Origin of the sequence: Bradyrhizobium sp. ISRA464 (genome assembly GCF_029910095.1) — a bacterium.
Classification (GTDB): domain Bacteria; phylum Pseudomonadota; class Alphaproteobacteria; order Rhizobiales; family Xanthobacteraceae; genus Bradyrhizobium.
The window spans coordinates 584,834-603,418 of record NZ_CP094526.1 but is presented as its reverse complement, the minus strand read 5'-3'; the positions used below and the strand labels follow the sequence as shown (position 1 = coordinate 603,418).

Below are 18,585 nucleotides of genomic sequence, written 5' to 3'. Positions count from 1 at the left end.
GCTTAACCAAAACTACAAGGGACTTTGCCAAGCTCGGCCCATGCATAATTTCACCAAACACGACTTTCAGCCCGGTTTGTCTGCGACCGGCAATGAAAACATTTCCAGCAATGAATTGCACATCTTGCGCCACCTTCTCCGCCTGCTGCCTGCGGGCGTGACAGTCCAGGACGAGCACGGCGAATTCATCATCGTGAACGAAGCCGCCGCGGCGCAATTGCAGCTCGCCGCCAACGCCGACCGACCGTCGTCGGGGGACGGCCGCCATGAAGCCTCTCTCGACAAGCTGCGCAGCGGCCGGGCGGTGGTGCTCGAGGAGACGCTCAGCTGCGGCGCCTCCAAACACGTGTTTCTCACCTCGCACCGGCTGGTGCAGATCGCCGGACGCAACCTCCTGATCTCGAGCTCGACCGACATCAGCGAGCAGAAGGCATTCGAAGACCAGCTGTTCCGCTCGGCGTATTACGACGAGCTGACCGGCCTGCCGACGCGACGGGTGATCGAGCATCGGGTCAACAGCCTGATCCGGGGCGACGGATCACAGGGCCAGTTCGCGCTCGCCTTCCTCGACGTCGACAATTTCAAGCATATCAACGACTATTACGGGCATGCGATCGGCGATGCGCTGCTGATCGAGCTGTCCAAGCGGCTCGGACTCGCCTTGCGCGAGACCGACATCCTGTCGCGCATCTCCGGCGACGAATTCCTGCTGCTGCTCAACCCGATCAGCGGCGGCCAGGAGGTCGCGGAGTTCATCCGCACCATGCAGGAGCGGCTGAAGGCGCCGTTCTTCATTGATCAATCCGAGATCTTCGCCTCGACCTCGATCGGCGTCAGCCTTTATCCCATGCATGGCAGGAGCTACGAGGCCCTGCGGCAGAACGCCGACATCGCGATGTACCGCGTCAAGAACAACGGCAAGGGCTCGACCGCGTTCTTCGACACCAGCATGGAGCGAGAGGCGCTGGCGCGGATGAAGATCGAGCAGTCGCTGCGGCTGGCGATCCTGGACAAGCGCTTCTGCTGCGCGTTTCAGGCCAAGGTCGATATCCGCACCCAGGAGATCAAGGGCATCGAGGCGCTGGTGCGGCTGCGCGACGATGAGGGCGTGATCCAGGCGCCCGGCACCTTCATCAACCTCGCCGTCGAGCTCGGGCTGATCGACGATCTGACGCTTCTGGTGCTGGCGGAGATCGTCAAGTCGATCGACCTGATCAACGACACATTCGGTCCGACCACGACGATCAGCATCAACGTCGCCGCCAAGCAGGCCACCAATCCCGAATTCATGCGCTCGTTCGCCCGCGCGCTCGAGGAAACCGGCTTTCCGAAGCGCTTCATGATCGAGGTGACCGAAGATGCGTTCGTCACCCGATCGCATTTCCAGGACCAGATCCTGCCGATCCTGCGCAAGATCGGCGTCGGCATCTCGATCGACGATTTCGGCATCGGCTACTCGTCACTGTCGGCGCTTGCCGACATCACCGCCGACGAGATCAAGATCGACCGCTCCTTCATCACCGACATCCATAAGCGGCCGCGCAGCCAGGGCATCCTGCGCGCAATCGAATCGCTGAGCGAGGCGCTCGGCATGACCGTGATCGCCGAGGGCATCGAATCCTACGAGGAGCTCACCTATCTGCAGGCGGCGACGCGGATCCGCTATGCGCAGGGCTATTACTTCGCCAAGCCGATCTTCCTTGAGGATCTGAAGCCCGCAACCCCGCTCGCCAGCGAAAGCCGCGCGAGCCTTGCCCCGCGTCCGGCCCAGGAAACCCGCGCCACCTATTCGCGCGCCAACGGCTTCCACCGCTAGGGTCGGATTGACTTCAGCCGAACGGCGGTCGATGCGGACGCAACAGGATACCGCCAATCGCTCTACAACCAGTGCGCTTGGCGCGACAACTCGCCGATTAAGCGTTGAGTAACCGGTTTTGCTAACGGCTTGTGCGAACTCTGCGGCTTATCCATGCCGGCATGGGGTATGGCATGCGTGGATCGATACAAGGGCAGGCGGACGTCCCGTCAGAACAGGGTGCGAGAAGGTGGCGGGTCGCGGCGGCCCTCCGCGGGCCGGTGCTGTGGCTGACCGTGTGCGGCGCCCTGCTGGTGGCCGCGATCTTCGCCGGCACCATCATGATGATCGGCGAATTCCGCGAACGCGCGCTCGTCAACAGCGAGCGCGAGCTGGAAAACACCGTCCTGCTGCTCGCCCGCCACTTCGATCAGCAGTTCGAGGACTCCGACATCATCGCCGAGACCGTGATCGACGAGCTGCGGATCTCCGAGATCAGCTCGCCGGAGCTCTTCAGGGCAAAGATGGCGGCGCCGGAAACGCATCAGATGCTCAAGGCCAGAGGCGTCTCTTTCCTGGGCAAGATCTCGCTGTTCGATGCCGACGGCAAGATCATCACCTGGTCGGGCGATCTGCCGCCGCCGGCCAGGCTCGACATCTCCGGGCGCGACTATTTCAAGAGCTTCAAGTTCGATGCGCACCCCGAACCGGTGCGCACGGACACCTTGCGCAGCCTGCTGGTCGACGGCTTCAGCACCATCATCGCCCATCGCCTGAGCCGGCCGGACGGCAGCTTTCTCGGCGTCATGACGCGGCGCATCGATCCCTTGAACTACGAGAAGTTCTTTGCCTCGGTCGCACCGGGGGCGAGCGCGGCGATCACCATGGTCCACACCGACGGGACCCTGCTCGCGCGCTATCCGCATGTCGACGCGGTGATCGGCCGCAAGCTCTCCAACGCGTCGCTGATCAATCTCGTGATGCGCAAGGGCGGCCAGCATACGATGCGCACCATCAGCCCGGTCGACGGCACCGCGCGGCTCGGCTCGGCCGCGAAGCTCCACCATTTTCCCGTCGTCGTCATCGCGACCAACACGGTTGAGGCCGCGCTCGCCGATTGGCAGGCGCAGACCCGCTTTCTGATCTCCGCCGCGACGCTCGCAGCCATCGTCGTCGCGATGGTTCTGTATGTCCTGATCAGGCAGATCCTGCGGCAGAATCACGAGGCGCAGCAGCGGCTGGTGGCGGAGCGGCAGCGGCTCGACACCGCGCTCAACAACATGATCCAGGGCCTCGTGCTGTTCGACGCGTCAGCGCGCGTGGTTGTCTGCAACCAGCGCTATCTCGACATGTGCGGGCTCTCGGCCGAGCTCATCAAGCCCGGCTGCACCGTCGAGCAGGTGATGCGGCATCGCAAGGTGACCGGGTCGTTCGTCGGCGACGTCGACGAGTTCTGCAACACGGTGCGGACCAATATCGCCAACGGACAGGTGACCGAGGTCGTCACCACGACCGCCGATGGGCGCAGCTTCTCGATCGTCAACCAGCCGCTGGCCCATGGCGGCTGGGTCGCGACGCTCGAGGACATCACCGAACGGCGCAACCTGGAGCAGGAGCGCGACCGCAACAACGCCTTCCTGCGCGAAATCGTCGACCATATTCCCTCGCAGATCACGGTGAAGGACGCGCACACCCGCCGCTATCTGCTGGTCAACCGCGTTGCCGAGACCCATTTCGGCACCACGCGCGAGAACATCATCGGCAAGACGGCGCGCGACATCTTCCCGCCGGCGCTCGCGGCGGTCATCGCCGAAGACGACAACACCGCGCTTCAATCGGCCGACGGCTTCTTCAAGGACGAGCACCGCTGGCTCAGCCATATCACCGGCGAGCACTACATCACGTCGCACCGGATCGGCATCCGCGATGAGGCCGGCATGCCGCGCTACGTCATCACCGTCGTGGACGACGTCACCGAGCGGCGGCGCGCCAACGAGAGGATCGCCCATCTCGCCCATTACGACGCGCTGACGGACCTGCCGAACCGCGTGCTGTTCCGCGAGCAGATCGAGCGGGAGCTGGAACGGGCCCGGCAGGGCCAGCAGTTCGCCCTGCTCTACATCGACATCGACGAGTTCAAGGGCATCAACGATTCGCTCGGTCACCATGTCGGCGACGAGCTGCTCAAGACCATCGCCGGCCGCATCAAGGCCTGCCTGAGCGAAGGCGACCTGATCGCGCGGCTCGGCGGCGACGAGTTCGCGGTGATCCAGACCGCGATTCGCGGCATCGGCGATGTCGAGGATTTCGTCGCCAGCGTGCATCGCGCGATCCGGCAGCCCTGCGATTGCCTCGGCCATCATCTGTCGACCGACGCCAGCATCGGCGTCGCGCTGGCGCCGCGCGACGGCACCGACCTAGACCAGCTGATCCGGAATGCCGACATCGCGATGTACGGCGCCAAGGCCGAGGGCCGCCGCACCCACCGCTTCTTCGAGCCGGAGATGGGCGCGATGGCCCGCGCGCGGCTGACGATGGAACAGGATCTGCGGCAGGCGATGACCGACGGCGGCTTCGAGATCCACTATCAGCCGCTGCTCGACCTCAACAGCAACGAGGTGACTGGCTGCGAGGCGCTGCTGCGCTGGCGGCACGCCGAGCGCGGCACGGTCTCGCCAGCCGAGTTCATCCCGGTTGCGGAGGACACCGGCCTGATCGGCGAGCTCGGCGAATGGGTGCTCCGGACGGCCTGCATGGAGGCCGCGACCTGGCCGGATCACATCCGCCTTGCCGTCAACGTGTCCCCGATCCAGTTCAAGAACATCAGTCTTGCGCTGAAGGTTGCAACTGCGCTCGACGCCTCCGGCCTGAAGCCGAGCCGGCTCGAGCTCGAGATCACGGAAGCCGTGCTGATCGGCGACGACGAGGTGGCGCTCGCGATCCTGCACCAGTTGCGCGCCCTCGGCGTCAGGATCGCACTCGACGATTTCGGCACCGGCTATTCGTCGCTGAGCTATTTGAAGCGCTTCCCGTTCGACAAGATCAAGATCGACCGCAGCTTCGTCAGCGACATCGCCGTCGACGGCTCGGCGACGATCGTGCAATCGGTGGTGAACATCGCCACCTCGCGCAACATGACCACGACGGCGGAGGGCGTCGAAACCGAACAGCAGCGCGATTTGCTACGCGAGCTCGGCTGCACCGAGATGCAGGGCTATCTGTTCAGCGCCCCGAAGCCGGCCACCGAGCTCAAACGCCTGCTCGCTGCGTCCACCGCGCCTGCGCTCGCGCACGCTTAGAGCATGATCCGGAAAAGTGGAAACCGGTTTTCCGAAAGGATCATGCTCAAACGAAAAGATGAGATCATGATGCGATTCATTCTAATCGCGTCATGACCTCAGCCGCACTCTACCGTAGCGCCGGCCGCCAGCCTATATTGGGGCCGATCCCACGTGGCGCGAAGGTGTCAGCCATGCAGCCTGTGTCTATCCTCCTGAACATTCTCTGGATTCTGATCGGCGGCGCATGGATGGCGTTCGGCTGGCTGGTCGCCGCCGTGATCATGGCGATCACCATCATCGGCCTGCCCTGGGCACGCGCCGCCTTCAACATCGCGGTCTATACGCTGCTGCCGTTCGGCTCGCGCGCGGTGCGCCGCGACGAACTGACCGGCCAGAGCGATGTCGGAACCGGGCCGCTCGGCCTGATCGGCAATGTAATCTGGTTCGTCCTGGCCGGCTGGTGGCTCGCGATCGGGCACCTGATCACCGCGCTGCTGCTGGCGGTGACCATCATCGGCATCCCCTTCGCCTGGGCGCATCTCAAGCTCGCCGGCATCGCGCTGTGGCCGATCGGCAAGGCGATCGTGCCGGCGTAACGCGCCGATCTCGCGACCAGTGCGCGGCCGCGCAGCCGGGAATATCGAACACTGTCGCCGTGCCGACTGCGACCCGCGCATGAACTTTCGGAAAACCTGCTTCACATCTTCCGGATCAGGCGTCAGGCGGTGAGCCGCCCGCGGTTGTTCGCGGCAAGGATCGGGCGGATCAGCCGGCCGAACCGCTCCGCTTCCTCGTCGTGCAGATAGCCGGACAGGCAGAAGGAGTGGCAACCCGCGTCGATGAACTGCTGCAGCGTGGCGGCGCATTGCTCGGGATTTCCAACCACGGCGATGCCGGCGCCGGGCCGCACCTTGGTGATGCCGGTCCACAGATGCGGCATCAGGAGATCGCCATACTCGCGCGCGAGCTGCTGCACGCGCTGGTTGGCCTCCGAGCGGTTGTAAAGCGTCTTCATCTCCTGTTTCTGCCGCTCGGTGGCGTGACGCACGAGCTGGTCGGCCGCCTCCCAGGCGTCCGCCTCGTTCTCGCGGCAGATCACCTGCAGCCGCATGCCGAAGCCGGTCATGGGCACGCGCCATCCGCCTGATCTCGGCGATGTTCTGCGCAATGCGCTCGGGCAGGTCGCCCCAGAACAGATGCACGTCGGAATGCTTCGCCGACAATTCCCAGGCCTGCCGCGAGCCGCCGCCGAGATAGAATCTCGGGAACGGCTGCTGCTTTGGCCGCGGCCGGATGTGGGCGCCCGCAATCGTGTGGAACTTGCCCTCGACATGCACCGGGCCGCGCGTGGTCCACAGCGCCTTGAGGATCGAGACCTCCTCCTCCATCAGCGCGTAACGCTCCTCTTTTGCGTAGCGCACGCCTTCGGCCTCGACCTCGCTCTCGTTCTGGCCGGCGATCAGATTGATGCAGATCCGCCCGCCCGACATCTGGTCGAAGGTCGAGATCATCTTGGCCAGCAGCACCGGGTTGATGTAACCGGGCCGCGCCGCGATCAGCGGCTTGATCCGGGCCGAGCGCGCCGCCATGAACGCGCCCGTGATCCAGGCCTCCCAGCACACCGAGCCGACCGGAATCAGCAGATATTCGAAGCCCGCGTCCTCGGCCGCCTTGACCACCCGCTCGCAGAGTTCCGGCGAGCCCGCGACCTGCGCCTCCATCAGCCCATAGGCCGTCGTGTCGCCATGCGTGGGCAAATACCAGCCGAATTCCAGCGGACGCATGCCGATCTCCCTCGAAATACAGCCCTTTTTCCAGCGGACCGTCATATTGGCAGGGCCATTTTACAGTCCACGCGGGACCGGACAACGTCGTTGCCGTTCATGGGCCAATCAGCTAAATGAAGCCCTGCACGCACCCGTAGCTCAGCTGGATAGAGCGTTGCCCTCCGAAGGCAGGTGTCAAGTCTGCTGGTGCGAAAAGCGAGGAAGAAAGCATATTGAAGTACAAAGGCTTGCGAGGGCCGTGCGTTGGGGTTAACTCATCTGCGAAATCCGCGTAAGCACTGCGTAAGCAGTAAGCACCCGTAGCTCAGCTGGATAGAGCGTCGCCCTCCGAAGGCGAAGGCCACACGTTCGAATCGTGTCGGGTGCACCATTTTGCCGCCATTCAGAATAGAACCGCGAACTCAGGGCTTGGATCGGCCGTTTGTGATCGGCCCCCTTCTTGCGCAGCTATCGGGCGAAGCAAAATTGCGCGAAGCTGATATTGGATAATATTGGCGCAAGCCAATCTTCACGATGACGCAAATGGACGCCAGAATTACCGAACTCGTGGCGCGGCTCACGGCGCTGGAAGGAGAGCGCGCGGAGATCTTAGCCGAGATCAACACCCTGCGATCGGTGCGGAGTGAAGAGGCCGCGGCTGTCAAAGCGGTCCCTTCGGCAAAAGCCGGCGATCCCATCGACCGGAATTCGACAATCGAAAAGAAGATTGCTCTGTTTCGCCGGCTTTTCCGCGGCCGCTCAGATGTCTTCCCCATCCGTTGGGAGAATCGCACGACAGGGCGCAGCGGGTATGCACCTGCCTGTACGAATGAGTGGCAGCGTGGGATTTGCGAAAAACCAAAAGTCAAATGTTCGGCATGTCCAAATCAGGCATTCCAGGCCGTAGATGAAGTGTCGATCGAACGCCATCTACGCGGGACCGACACGAATGGCGCCCCGTTCGTTATGGGCGTTTATCCGATGCTTGCGGATAATACCTGTTCGTTCCTGGCCGCGGATTTCGACGAAGGGGAATGGCGAAGAGATGTCTTCGCTTTCAGGGAGACCTGCCAGCGCCACAAAATTCCTGTTGCCATTGAGCGGTCGCGATCCGGAAACGGTGCTCACGCTTGGATTTTTTTCGAGGAACCGATACCGGCGGCGTCGGCGCGCCGTCTCGGGGCCTTCCTAATCACCGACACGATGGAACGTGTCCCCGATATCGGATTCGGATCCTACGATCGGTTTTTTCCGAGCCAGGATACAATGCCGGTGGGTGGCTTCGGTAATTTGATTGCCTTGCCGCTTCAGGGACTCGCGCGAAGTTCTGGCAACAGCGTGTTCATCGATGAGTCTTGTTCGCCATATCTGGATCAATGGGCCTTCCTGTCAGCGATTGAACCTATGGCGCGATCGGGGGTGGATCATCTGGTCGAGGAAGCGAGTGCATCTGGAAAAATTCTCGGCGTACGCATTCCTCTTGTCGACGAAGACGAAGAACCGTGGCTTGCCCCGCCATCGCGCCGACAGCCACCGCCAACAATAAGCGGGCCACTGCCAAGCGCGATCACCATCGTGCAGGCTGACCAGGTTTACATCCCGCGTCACGCGCTACCGCCGCCCTTGATCGCTCGCCTTATTCGTCTCGCTGCGTTCCAGAACCCCGAATTCTACGCTGCACAAGCGATGCGCCGATCGACCCATGACAAGCCTCGGATCATCTCTTGCGCGGAGTTGACTAGCCATCACGTTGCTCTGCCTCGCGGGTGCTTCGACGCCGTTCGCGATCTCCTTGCGTCAGTTGGAATTGCAGTAACAATCGAAGATTGCCGCACTACCGGTGCGCCGATCCCATTCGCATTCACCGGGGCACTGCGCCCAAACCAGGAGCGCGCGATCGCAGCCCTGTTGCCGCACGATACCGGCGTGCTTGCGGCATCGACGGCGTTCGGCAAAACGGTCTTAGCTATCCGCATGATGGCCGAACGCGGATTGAATACGTTGATCCTCGTTCATCGCCGTCAACTAATGGATCAATGGATTGAGCGGCTTACCGCGTTCTCAAGCCTGCCGCGCGATGCGATAGGCATGATAGGCGGTGGTCGTCGCGAACCAAAGGGTCAGGTTGATGTCGCACTGATCCAGAGCCTTGTTCGCAAAGGAGAGGTCAATGATATCGTCGGCAATTATGGGCATCTCGTAGTCGATGAATGCCACCATTTGTCGGCGGTGAGCTTTGAACTCGTCGCGCGCCGCAGCAAGCCACGTTACATCCTAGGCCTGTCGGCAACGGTGACCCGAAAAGACGGGCATCACCCGATCATCGTTATGCAATGTGGCCCCATCCGCCATCGTGTAGATGCGCGATCCGAGGCCGCCAAGCGCCCATTCGATCACGTGGTGCGGATCAGGGATACCAGCTTCCAACTCCAAGCCACATTGGGCACCTCTTCTCCTTCCATCCAGGATGTTTTCAAGGAAATGGTCGTTGATGAAGCGCGCAATGATCTTATATTCGATGACGTCTTGCGTGCGCTGGAAGCGGGTCGTTCACCCGTCGTGATAACGGAGCGTACCGCCCACTTAGAGATCATCGCAAAGCGTCTTGAGCGTTTCGCGAGGCATGTGATCGTATTGCGCGGTGGGCAAAGCGAGAAGCAGCGGCGCGACAGCGCCGCACGGCTCGCAGCAATTCCCGAAGGCGAGGAACGTGTCATAGTCGCGACGGGACGCTACCTCGGCGAGGGTTTCGATGATTCTCGCCTCGATACCCTTTTTCTTACCATGCCGATCGCTTGGAAAGGCACGCTTGCCCAGTATGCCGGACGGTTGCATCGTCTCAACGACGCCAAGCGCGAGGTGATCATATATGATTATGTCGACATGAGAGTGCCGGTTCTGGCCCGCATGGCTGCGAAACGCCGCCTTGGCTATCAGTCAATTGGTTACAAGATATTGGGTCGCGATTTGTTTTCCGGCCAGATAGTCACATCGAGCGCACTCGCTGCGCGATAGTCAAGCGGCCAAATAGTTAGAAGAGCGCGGGCGGAACTACAAGAGGCCGCCAAGCCGAATAATTCCTTTTCAGCCTGTCCGGCGCCAAGGGCGCGGATTTTGTGAGTGGATATCGCCAGCTCCGAAAGGAACGAGACCAACTCCCGGCTATCATTGCAATGATTCGCGGAGGCGCCTCGATGAGCCGAACCCAGCCAAAATCCTCGCCGACGGATGAGCATGCGAGACGGATCGCGCAGGCGATCGCCAAGGGTCGACCGCCCCCATTCAATGATGCCTTCGATCGGTACTGCGAAAGCTCCCCACGCGAAATCTTTGCCGCCTTCACGGGCGCGGCTCGCCACATGCCTCCGGCTGGCCAGGATGAGCCGCTTGCGATCGGTTATCTGTTTCTGCTGCAGCGGCTGCTCGAGCATCTACGTTATCGCACCGATCGCGGCTACGCAGACGCAGCCAAACTGATCGCGGATTTTCAGGCCGACGTCGTCGCGCAGGTCGAGGCCGGAAACGTCGACGGCCGCATGCTTCCCTTTGTGGGAGGAGCCCTGCACCAGTCGAAAATCCCGGCATCGCCTGAGCTTGCCGCGGCGTCGGCAAGGCAGCCCGTCGACCCGGACGAGGACGGACCGCTTCCGACCGACGTCCACGCCGCTCTCGCCGGCATCCTCGAAGCCTGCGACGGCGATCCGTTCCTGGCCGTGGGCTCGCTGATCGAAAGCGGTCATGCCATGCCGGCGGAAACCCGCAGCGCCTTGGCCGTGGGCCTGGCGCTTGCTGGCATCCCCGAAGCGCGTGGCGCCGCGGTTCTGTTCCTGCTCGACCCAAATTCGACTGTGCGCCGGGCGGTTGCCGGCGCGCTTGCGCAGGTCGCCGCCTCGCTGACGCCGACAGATGTCCGGCGGCTGATCGCAATGCGCAATTGGCGACCCGAGAACGAGCGAGCCGAAGTCGACGCGGTCATACGCAAGGCGCGGGCGGCTGGGATCGATTGCGCGCCATGGGAGGCTGGCAGCATCGAGGCAATCGTCGCCACTGCCGTCGACGGCGCCACAGCGCAGGGATTCCTGCTGATATCCCCGGCCGGACGGAAAAAGCGGATATCATCGGTCCTGACCAAAGGCGGGATAGCGGATGCCTGGAGCGGCGAGCCGGAATCGCGCCGCCAGATCGAGACGAGTCTCGCCGCCGCCGGGATGGATACCCCTACGCTTGCCGTATCCCGATCATATCTCGATCGCATCGTGGCGCACGAACTGGCGCTCAGTATCGAGAAACGGGAAGCGCCGCCGTTCGGCCTGCTCCAGGTCGCCGAAACTATCGGCGGTGCCGATTGGCAACCCGCGCGCATGGCCTTTGGTGAAACGCTCGCCGGGCTAATCGCCGAGGTCCCCAAGGCGATGTGTGAGCCCGCCACGCTCGCATCGGTGCTGCGGAAGTGCAACGAACTTGCCGAGCTGGAGGCCGTCGCACAATCCTGGTTCGAGGACGACCCGCAGGTCGCTCAAGCGGTGGCGCGCGCCCGCGGCCGTGATCGTGCTAAACTTGTTACGTATCTATTGCAGAGCGTCATTGCGCGACATCGTGACAGATGGGCTGATATTGTTTTGCGCACGGCCCTGTGGATGCGCGAGGCTCCACCGGAGGCCGACCTATGCTGGCGCGAGCTCGCGATCGTTGCAAAAGCGCTCGTCGACGGACAGGATGTGACGGAGATCGGATTGATGCGCGATATCGCATTGCGGACGATCGCAGTCCTCAGGGACGCTGGGCGGATGTGAGAGAGCCGGTGGCGCGTTTTGCGCCGCCTATTCGCCGAATTGGGGAACATGGCACTTGAGGTGGCGCCCCAATGGAATCGATCAAAAAAATTATATAGCAATTTCAATTACATATGAGTTCGCAGTTTTATTCTGAATGGCGCGCCAAATTTCTTAGTCAAGCCTCGATGATTGCAAACCGTCGCAGTTGCCACTCAGCGCTCGATGTAAACGTCCGTCGACTTGAAGATGATGCGTCGCGATTTACCTTCGGCGTAACGCCCCTGGATTGATTAGTTCGCGTCTGGCTTTCTGCGAAGAGCCGTGCCGGCATCCCCACTATTCGCGAACGTAAGGGTCGCGGCGCTGGCCGTCAGTCACCGTCAGCTCCACAAGTCCCGCTACACTTCACGCAGCGAATTCTCTCAGAGCCCCGGAAGCCGAGACTATCGCCAATGGTGTCGCCAAGTTGAGGCAGCTAGCCGCCAAAGCCAGCCAATAACCTCCAGCAAAGCTGGAGGTTTGATTGGGAACCGCCAAAGGCGGTTTTAAGGGATGTTAGGACGATTGCTTGGATTTTGGGGCAGCTGAAATCTTTAGCTCAAACTGATCCAGTTGCTGGTCGGCCATTTCCTGATTCTTGATGTAGGCCCGGATCATTTCCTCATCGCGGCCGACGGTCGTGACAAAATATCCGCGTGCCCAGAATTTGTGGCCCAGGAAATTTCGCATCTTCCGTTCGACGTTCTGCGCGATCCAGATCGAACTCTTCCCCTTCATATACCCGATGATCTGCGCCACCGAATATTTCGGAGGTATCGATATCAGCATGTGGACATGATCCGGCATCAGGTGACCTTCCTCGATCCGGCACTCCTTCCGTCGTGCCAGATCGTGAAATACCTGGCCCAGATGTCGCTTGATCTTCCCGAACAGCAGCTTCTTGCGGTACTTCGGCGTAAACACGACGTGGTACTTGCACTCCCAAGTCGCGTGATTAAGATGATTGTACTCTGCTTCCATCATGGTCTCCTTGAGGGTTCTTGGCGGTTCCCCAAGGAGACTCCATGACTTCATTCCCGCAGCTGTAGAACTGCCGGTTTTCGCCCCGCCATAGGCGGGGGCTTAGCAGGCTTGGTTAGACAATCACTTCGATGTTCGGCGCGTTTTCGACCTCTTGGCGTTTGAGCCCGTACGCTACCTGGCGGGACTTTTTAGCTAAGCTTTTCGGGTATAGGCTGGAGGGTTGGGTACGGCCTTGGGTAATGGGAAAGGCTGTTGCAAGGATTTCCCGCTCTTGAACTGCCCCTGATGGTTCACGTGGTTGATGAGCGCGCGGGTGTACTCAAAAAACTGCTCCTGTTTGAGCAACAGCGCCTCGTCGATATAGAAGAAGGTCAGTGAGGTGAGGTCGCGAACCTCGTCGACCTCCTTGGCCAGTTCCTCAAGCGAAACGTAGCAAAGCGCTCTGCCTTGGTTGGGGTCATGCCAGAAGGCGTGGGCGTACCGATTTCTGATTTTCAAGCACTGCCGCATCGCTGCGATAACGGCATCGAACTCAGAAGCCATATTGACTGCGGTGTAGGGCACACGTCCAAGCCCATCGGCGATATCGATCCTGCTTGTCTCACCTCTGACCCTGAACATCGTCTTTAGGGTGCTATTGAGGTCATAACCCCGCATGACCTGCACGCAATTCATGAGATCTAGCTCAAGGTCGCCGTAATCGACCAGCAACCGGCCGATGACCGCCATTTCCTTCGGGAAACGAGAGTGGATCGGGAACATCACTGGCTCACTGGTTTGTGCCGGCTGCGCATCATTGCCTGGCCGACTTTCCCCTGTCTCATAGCCCGGTATTCATCCTGGGTGAAAATGACCGTGGCTATCGCGGCTTCGATGTTGCTCTGGTACCAGCCGAACTCGTGCATATGCCGCCAGTGAGTGTCGTAGTCGGATTCTCCGTCCTTTTTGACCTGCGGAGGAGGCTTGAGGTCAAGGAATGCGGTCAGCGCCATGCGGTAGAGAAGGGCGCTGTAGAGGTGGAGCGGTCGTTTGCCCGGCGCAACGATCAACCGCATAGGGTCAATGGGATTGCCATGTAGAAAGTCATTCCGCGCGTGGTTCATCGCGCCGTAGAGCCAGACAGGTAGCGGTCGCTTGGGTTGGCCGGGCTTGTATTTGTGAGGTTCATAGATCGCATCGGCATTATCGGACAGATTCCACTTCGTACTTTCTAACAGCTTGTAGACCTCCTCACAGGTCCCGTTAGGAGTCAGAATCTCGAAGGCACTGACCCACAGTGCGATCGACCGCCCAAGGTCGTAAATCGTCACCTCGACGTTGCCGGGCAACATCGCCGCTGATAGCGCCATGTTGAGCGAGCGGAATAAGGAAGTGTCCTTCTTGGACGGATTGGCTGAACCGAACCGTGCCACCCATCGCTCTAGGAGTGCCGGGAGAAGTGCTTTGTCGACCATGTTGGCCGGGAGGGCCATATGGGGGATACCGGGGCTCGTCTGGCCCTTTATCGCCCGGACTTCATGCCAGCCGGTCTGAACCATACTCTGCATGACAAGTCCTCCGTACTTGGAATCGACCAACCACGGGTAAAACGAAAACCAATTGGCGTATTTGATATTGTGATTGTTCTCGAACCTGAGGACGTGCGCCCAAGCGTAGGGAATTGTGGACATCGCCACCGCGTCTCGAAATCCTGCAAGAGCTTCTGCTGATCGGTATTGCTCGAACTTTTCTGTCTTCACCAGAATGATGCTCGGGCTGACCTGCTGACCGAATTCTGAGGTGAAGCGGTTGAGGTACATCTCGAACTGCTTATGGCGCTTCGCCAGCTCCAGCGCGCGAGGATCGTGTGCGGGGACCATCGCGACGCCATCGATCTCAACGGGCTCCTCGATCAGGATGTTCGGCAAGGTGAACATCTGAATCCATTCGTCGGGCTGGGACATCGTATGACCGTGAGTTGAAAACCTTGCGAATATCACCTTTCTGGAGTGAATAACAATCGTGCGAATATGGAAACGTGGTGGGATCGTTGGTATTTTCGGCAGTCCGGACTGAGTCTCGGCTTTTTTGTTGGCGAGGCCCTAACGTGCTTGAAGGCGACATGCCGGCGATATCCTTCACGCACATCTGTTCGAGCCTTTCGACGCTGCGGGGCAGCAGCATCGCTGGATTTGGGACCCATTGCGAGTTAGACCCGCTCCGGGGGGTTATGAGCGAAACCATCTTCAACATTTTCCTGCCATTCAAAGACGAGCGATGCGGCCACGCGCTCTATGTGGCTCACGAGTTCGCCGGCGACGATGAAGCGGGAGTACGCTTCCTTCAGAACTGCATTGACGACGATTTGAAGGTCGCTACGCGAATCGATCTGCCGCGTACTTTCACGCGCTCCGAATACTACTCGCATTGCCGATTAGGCCGGGGCCACGAGCTCTACGACCAAATATTCCAGAAGGAAGGCGCTGGCAAAGCGCCCCTGTTCGTGACCAGTCTGGTTTGTAACGGGCGCGTCATGGTCAATGCGACTGTGCATCACCATGACACCCACTTTTACCTCACGCCCCAGACGATCGGCGATGCGACGATGGACGACTGGCTGATCAAGTACACGAGAGAGGAGGGCATCGACCTTCCCCAGCTGATCCACGACGACTTTTTTCTGGCGATCAAGCTCACCTTTAACGCGGGCCTTCACGTCTCTGCTGCCAAGCTGCTGGTCTCATGCATTGATAGCGTCGCCTATATCGAGTTTGGCGACGCGCGCGACTTCCAACCTTTCGTGCGATGGCTGTCCACCTACGCCGACCTATCAATTGTCGGGGTCACACCGGAGGAGCTTTGGGAGCTCCGCAACAGTCTTCTCCACATGACAAATTTGAGCTCGCGAAAGGTCAATGAGAAGAAGGTGCGGAGGATCTCGATCCGTGTTGGCGGTAAGCCGGAAACAGATGCCGATGGCACCTACTTCTTCGGGTTCATGGAGCTCGTGAGAGCCTTCCAGGGAGCGCTTAGCCGATGGATCGAGAGCTATAACCAGGACCGTTCGAAGTTTGTGAAGTTCGTGGAGCGATACGACGAGACAATCTCGGACAGCCGTATGCTAATGCGAACTGCCCAAGGAGCCGCCGCCCAAGTCTAGCTAAAGAGGCGATGGAGTGGACAACGTTGTCTTCTTCAGCCGGTGCGGCGCAGCTTACCGAAAGACCCCAATTACTTCGCCGTCATGAAGGGCATCCGAAAGTTCGTTAATCATAGTCTCCCGCTCCTCTCGTGCGCGGTGATCCGATCTTTCCAGTGTAAAAAACCAAACCCAAGTGGTCGGAGCCTTGATTTTGGGTTCGAGTGCGGATTCCGATGATCTCGCCCGGGTGTACCGATTTGATCTCGCCCAGGATTCCGAGATGATCTCGCCCACCATTCCGATTTGATATCGCCCGGGCGCGAGGCGTTCTGGCTGTTTGGTTTCTGGCATCGGCGAAGCCGCGTGGTCAATCTTGAATCGCGGCTCGAAGGACTTGTTTTTTTGCTGCTCCTGCTGTGGGCATGTGGGCAACGCCCTTCGCGTTGTCCACGCGCAGCGGCATGTCCACAGCGCCACTGGCTCAGGCCGTTCGGCCGGGCTTGCGGGTTCGCCGCAGGCTCTCGCCGTTGAGATCGATCCGGTGAGCATTGTGGACCAGGCGGTCGAGGACGGCATCGGCGTAGGTGGGGTCGCCGATCAGCGCGTGCCATTGATCGACGGGGAGCTGGCTGGTGACGATGGTGGAGCGGTGGCCGTAGCGGTCCTCGAGGATCTCCAGGAGGTCGTGCCGGGCCGCGGCGTCGAGCGGCTCGAGGCCCCAGTCGTCGAGGATGAGCAGATCGACACGGCCCAGTGCGCGCAGCAGACGCGGGTGGCGGCCGTCGCCGCGCGCCAAGGCGAGATCACTGAACAGTCGCGGGACGCGCTGATAGAGCACGGAGCGATTGTCGCGGCAGGCTTTGTTGCCGAGCGCCGAAGCGAGCCAGCTCTTGCCGACGCCGGACGGGCCACAGATCAAAAGATTGGTGTGGTCGTCGATCCATTGGCCTTCGACCAGCATCGTCAAGAGGCTGCGGTCGAGGCCGCGCGGGGTGCGATAGTCGATGTCCTCGACGCAGGCCTGCTGGCGCAGCTTGGCGTATTGCAGCCGCTTCGACAGTCGCTTGTCGCGCCGCAGCGACGCTTCACGTTCGAGCAGCAGCGCAAGCCATTCGGCGTGGCCGAGGCTGGCGGCCTCGCCGCCGGCTTCGATGTCGGCGAAAGCCTTGGCCATGCCATGAAGGCCGAGCGCGTGAAGCTGATCGAGGGTCGGATGGGTGAGCAAGGCGTGATCTCCCTAGTTGTAGTAGCGCGGCCCGCGGATGTTGGGATGAAGGATCGGCGCGTCGTCCGCGGAGCGCTTGGGTGAAGGACGCCGATCAAGGTTGTTGGCGAGGATCGATTTGACCGAACCGTAAGTGCGCGCGCCGATATCGATCGCCCGCATGGCGGCGGCATCGAGCCGCTGTTGCCCGTAGGATCGGGCGAGCCGGATGATGCCGAGGCAAGCGCGGAAGCCCTGTTCCGGATGCGAACGCTCATCGAGGATCAGATCGCACAGCGCCGCGGTGGCCGGTCCGATGATGGCGGCCTCCTTGCGGATGCGCTCGATGGTCCAGCCGGCGTAGCGCCGATGACTGGAGGCCATGTGCTCCGGCACGGTCGTGTGCTTGTGGTTGCCGCTCATGCGCTGATGCGCGGCGATCCGCTCACCCTTGTGGAAAATCTCGACGGTGCGGGCGGTGACGCGTACCTCAACTTCGGCGCGGACGAAGCGATGCGGGACGCTGTAGTAATGCGCCTCGACCTCGACGTGATAGTCGATGCTGACCCGGCAGATCCGCCACTCGGCAAACACGTAAGGGCTTTCCGGCAAGGCCTTGAGTGCCGGCCGGTCGATCTCCTCCAATAGCTTGCGGCGGGTCACGCCGAGCCGCCGGATCGGTCGCTCCTCGTTGAGCCGGGTCATTAACTCGGCGATCGCCGCGTTGACCTCGGCGAGGCTGTGGAAGGTCCGGTGGCGCAGCCGTCCAAGCAGCCAGCGCTCGACCATGAGGACCGCCTGCTCGACCTTCGCCTTGTCGCGTGGCCGCCGTGGCCTGGCCGGCAGAATGGCGGTGCCGTAATGCGCCGCCATGTCGGCGTAGCTGCGGTTGATCTGCGGATCGTAGAGGCAGGCTTTGATCACCGCGACCTTGGTGTTGTCCGGCACCAAGAGCGCCGGCACGCCGCCGATCGCCTCGAAGGCGCCGACGTGGCCGCTGATCCAGTCGGTGAGCCCCTGCGTCCAGGTCGCCTGCGCGTAGGTGAAGCTCGATGCGCCGAGCACCGCGACGAAGATCTGCGCGGCGCGCCGCTCGCCGGTGAACCGGTCGATCACCACCGGCACGCCGTCGCCGGCATAGTCGACGAACAGCTTGTCGCCGGCTGCATGCGACTGGCGCATCGTCACCGACAGCCGGCCTTCCCAGGCCCGGTACAGCTCGCAGAACCGCGAATAGCGATACCCGCCGGGTTCGCCCGCGATGTACTCCTCCCACAGGACCGACAGCGTCACGTGCTTGCGCTTGAGCTCGCGATGCACCGCCGCCCAGTCCGGCTCGGGCTGCCGCCGATGGCCCCGCCGGGTGCCCGGACCGGCTCCGGCGCTGGCGAACAGCCGGGCCTCCAGCACCGTGTCGGTGACGTCGTCTGGCAACGGCCAGGTCAGCCCCGCCGCCTCGAACCGGCGGATCGTCAACCGCACCGTCGAAGGTGCCGTTCCGACCCGCCGCGCAATCTCGCGGGTCGGCATCCCGGCCGACTTCAATCTGATCACATCGCGCACATGGCGCATCGCAAACCTCTCCGTCGGCATCCAGGTCCCCTTCGCAAAGCCGAAAGG

The 18,585-nt window shown here is 61.5% G+C and carries 13 protein-coding genes, 1 tRNA gene and 1 pseudogene; 7 read left to right on the top strand and 8 right to left on the bottom strand.

The window, feature by feature from the left end:
- Positions 1–40: 40 nt before the first annotated feature.
- From MTX19_RS02835 to MTX19_RS02825, 3 genes are all read left to right on the top strand, one after another.
- Positions 41–1,816: an EAL domain-containing protein gene (locus MTX19_RS02835; protein WP_280982355.1), complete on the top strand. Its 1,776-nt coding sequence runs from the start codon at positions 41–43 to the stop codon at positions 1,814–1,816.
- Positions 1,817–1,989: 173 nt separating this feature from the next.
- Positions 1,990–5,094, top strand: a complete 3,105-nt coding sequence (locus MTX19_RS02830; RefSeq protein WP_280985832.1) for an EAL domain-containing protein — start codon at positions 1,990–1,992, stop codon at positions 5,092–5,094.
- Positions 5,095–5,267: 173 nt separating this feature from the next.
- Complete coding sequence (locus tag MTX19_RS02825; RefSeq protein ID WP_280974559.1) at positions 5,268–5,672, top strand: YccF domain-containing protein; 405 nt, start codon at positions 5,268–5,270, stop codon at positions 5,670–5,672.
- Positions 5,673–5,794: 122 nt separating this feature from the next.
- Here the strand turns inward: MTX19_RS02825 and MTX19_RS39185 are convergent.
- A pseudogene (locus tag MTX19_RS39185) lies at positions 5,795–6,797 on the bottom strand (LLM class flavin-dependent oxidoreductase).
- A 359-nt stretch (positions 6,798–7,156) separates the two neighbouring features.
- Here MTX19_RS39185 and MTX19_RS02810 point away from each other — a divergent pair.
- Positions 7,157–7,233 (top strand) — tRNA-Arg (locus MTX19_RS02810).
- Between the two features lie 152 nt (positions 7,234–7,385).
- Positions 7,386–9,857, top strand: coding sequence for a DEAD/DEAH box helicase (locus MTX19_RS02805; protein WP_280985831.1), 2,472 nt, complete (start codon positions 7,386–7,388; stop codon positions 9,855–9,857).
- Here the strand turns inward: MTX19_RS02805 and MTX19_RS02800 are convergent.
- Together MTX19_RS02800 and MTX19_RS02795 are read right to left on the bottom strand one after the other, a co-directional pair.
- Positions 9,788–10,273, bottom strand: a complete 486-nt coding sequence (locus tag MTX19_RS02800; protein ID WP_280982350.1) for a hypothetical protein — start codon at positions 10,271–10,273, stop codon at positions 9,788–9,790. The genes MTX19_RS02805 and MTX19_RS02800 overlap by 70 nt on opposite strands.
- The gene (locus MTX19_RS02795) at positions 10,274–10,582 is read right to left on the bottom strand and encodes a hypothetical protein (RefSeq protein ID WP_280982349.1); all 309 of its coding nucleotides are present in this window, start codon (positions 10,580–10,582) and stop codon (positions 10,274–10,276) included.
- Between MTX19_RS02795 and MTX19_RS02790 the strand changes: the two genes are divergently transcribed.
- The gene (locus MTX19_RS02790; protein ID WP_280982348.1) at positions 10,556–11,635 is read left to right on the top strand and encodes a hypothetical protein; all 1,080 of its coding nucleotides are present in this window, start codon (positions 10,556–10,558) and stop codon (positions 11,633–11,635) included. The genes MTX19_RS02795 and MTX19_RS02790 overlap by 27 nt on opposite strands.
- Before the next feature lie 537 nt (positions 11,636–12,172).
- Here the strand turns inward: MTX19_RS02790 and tnpA are convergent.
- The 3 genes from tnpA to MTX19_RS02775 form a co-directional block, all read right to left on the bottom strand.
- On the bottom strand, positions 12,173–12,637 hold the full coding sequence (gene tnpA / locus MTX19_RS02785) for an IS200/IS605 family transposase (protein ID WP_280984622.1): 465 nt from the start codon (positions 12,635–12,637) through the stop codon (positions 12,173–12,175).
- A gap of 195 nt (positions 12,638–12,832) precedes the next feature.
- Complete coding sequence (locus MTX19_RS02780; protein WP_280985830.1) at positions 12,833–13,402, bottom strand: hypothetical protein; 570 nt, start codon at positions 13,400–13,402, stop codon at positions 12,833–12,835.
- Entirely contained in the window at positions 13,402–14,583 is a 1,182-nt protein-coding gene (locus MTX19_RS02775) for a hypothetical protein (RefSeq protein ID WP_280982346.1), read from the bottom strand. The genes MTX19_RS02780 and MTX19_RS02775 overlap by 1 nt, the downstream gene beginning before the upstream one ends.
- Before the next feature lie 143 nt (positions 14,584–14,726).
- On the opposite strand from MTX19_RS02775, the gene MTX19_RS02770 reads away from it, so the two are divergent.
- The gene (locus MTX19_RS02770; protein ID WP_280985829.1) at positions 14,727–15,779 is read left to right on the top strand and encodes a hypothetical protein; all 1,053 of its coding nucleotides are present in this window, start codon (positions 14,727–14,729) and stop codon (positions 15,777–15,779) included.
- 463 nt (positions 15,780–16,242) lie between these two features.
- On the opposite strand, the gene istB is transcribed toward MTX19_RS02770, so the two are convergent.
- Positions 16,243–16,986 (bottom strand): IS21-like element helper ATPase IstB, encoded by a 744-nt coding sequence (gene istB, locus MTX19_RS02765; protein ID WP_280978725.1) that lies wholly within the window; start codon positions 16,984–16,986, stop codon positions 16,243–16,245.
- Positions 16,987–16,998: 12 nt separating this feature from the next.
- On the bottom strand, positions 16,999–18,537 hold the full coding sequence (gene istA, locus MTX19_RS02760) for an IS21 family transposase (RefSeq protein ID WP_280984672.1): 1,539 nt from the start codon (positions 18,535–18,537) through the stop codon (positions 16,999–17,001).
- Positions 18,538–18,585: the final 48 nt, after the last annotated feature.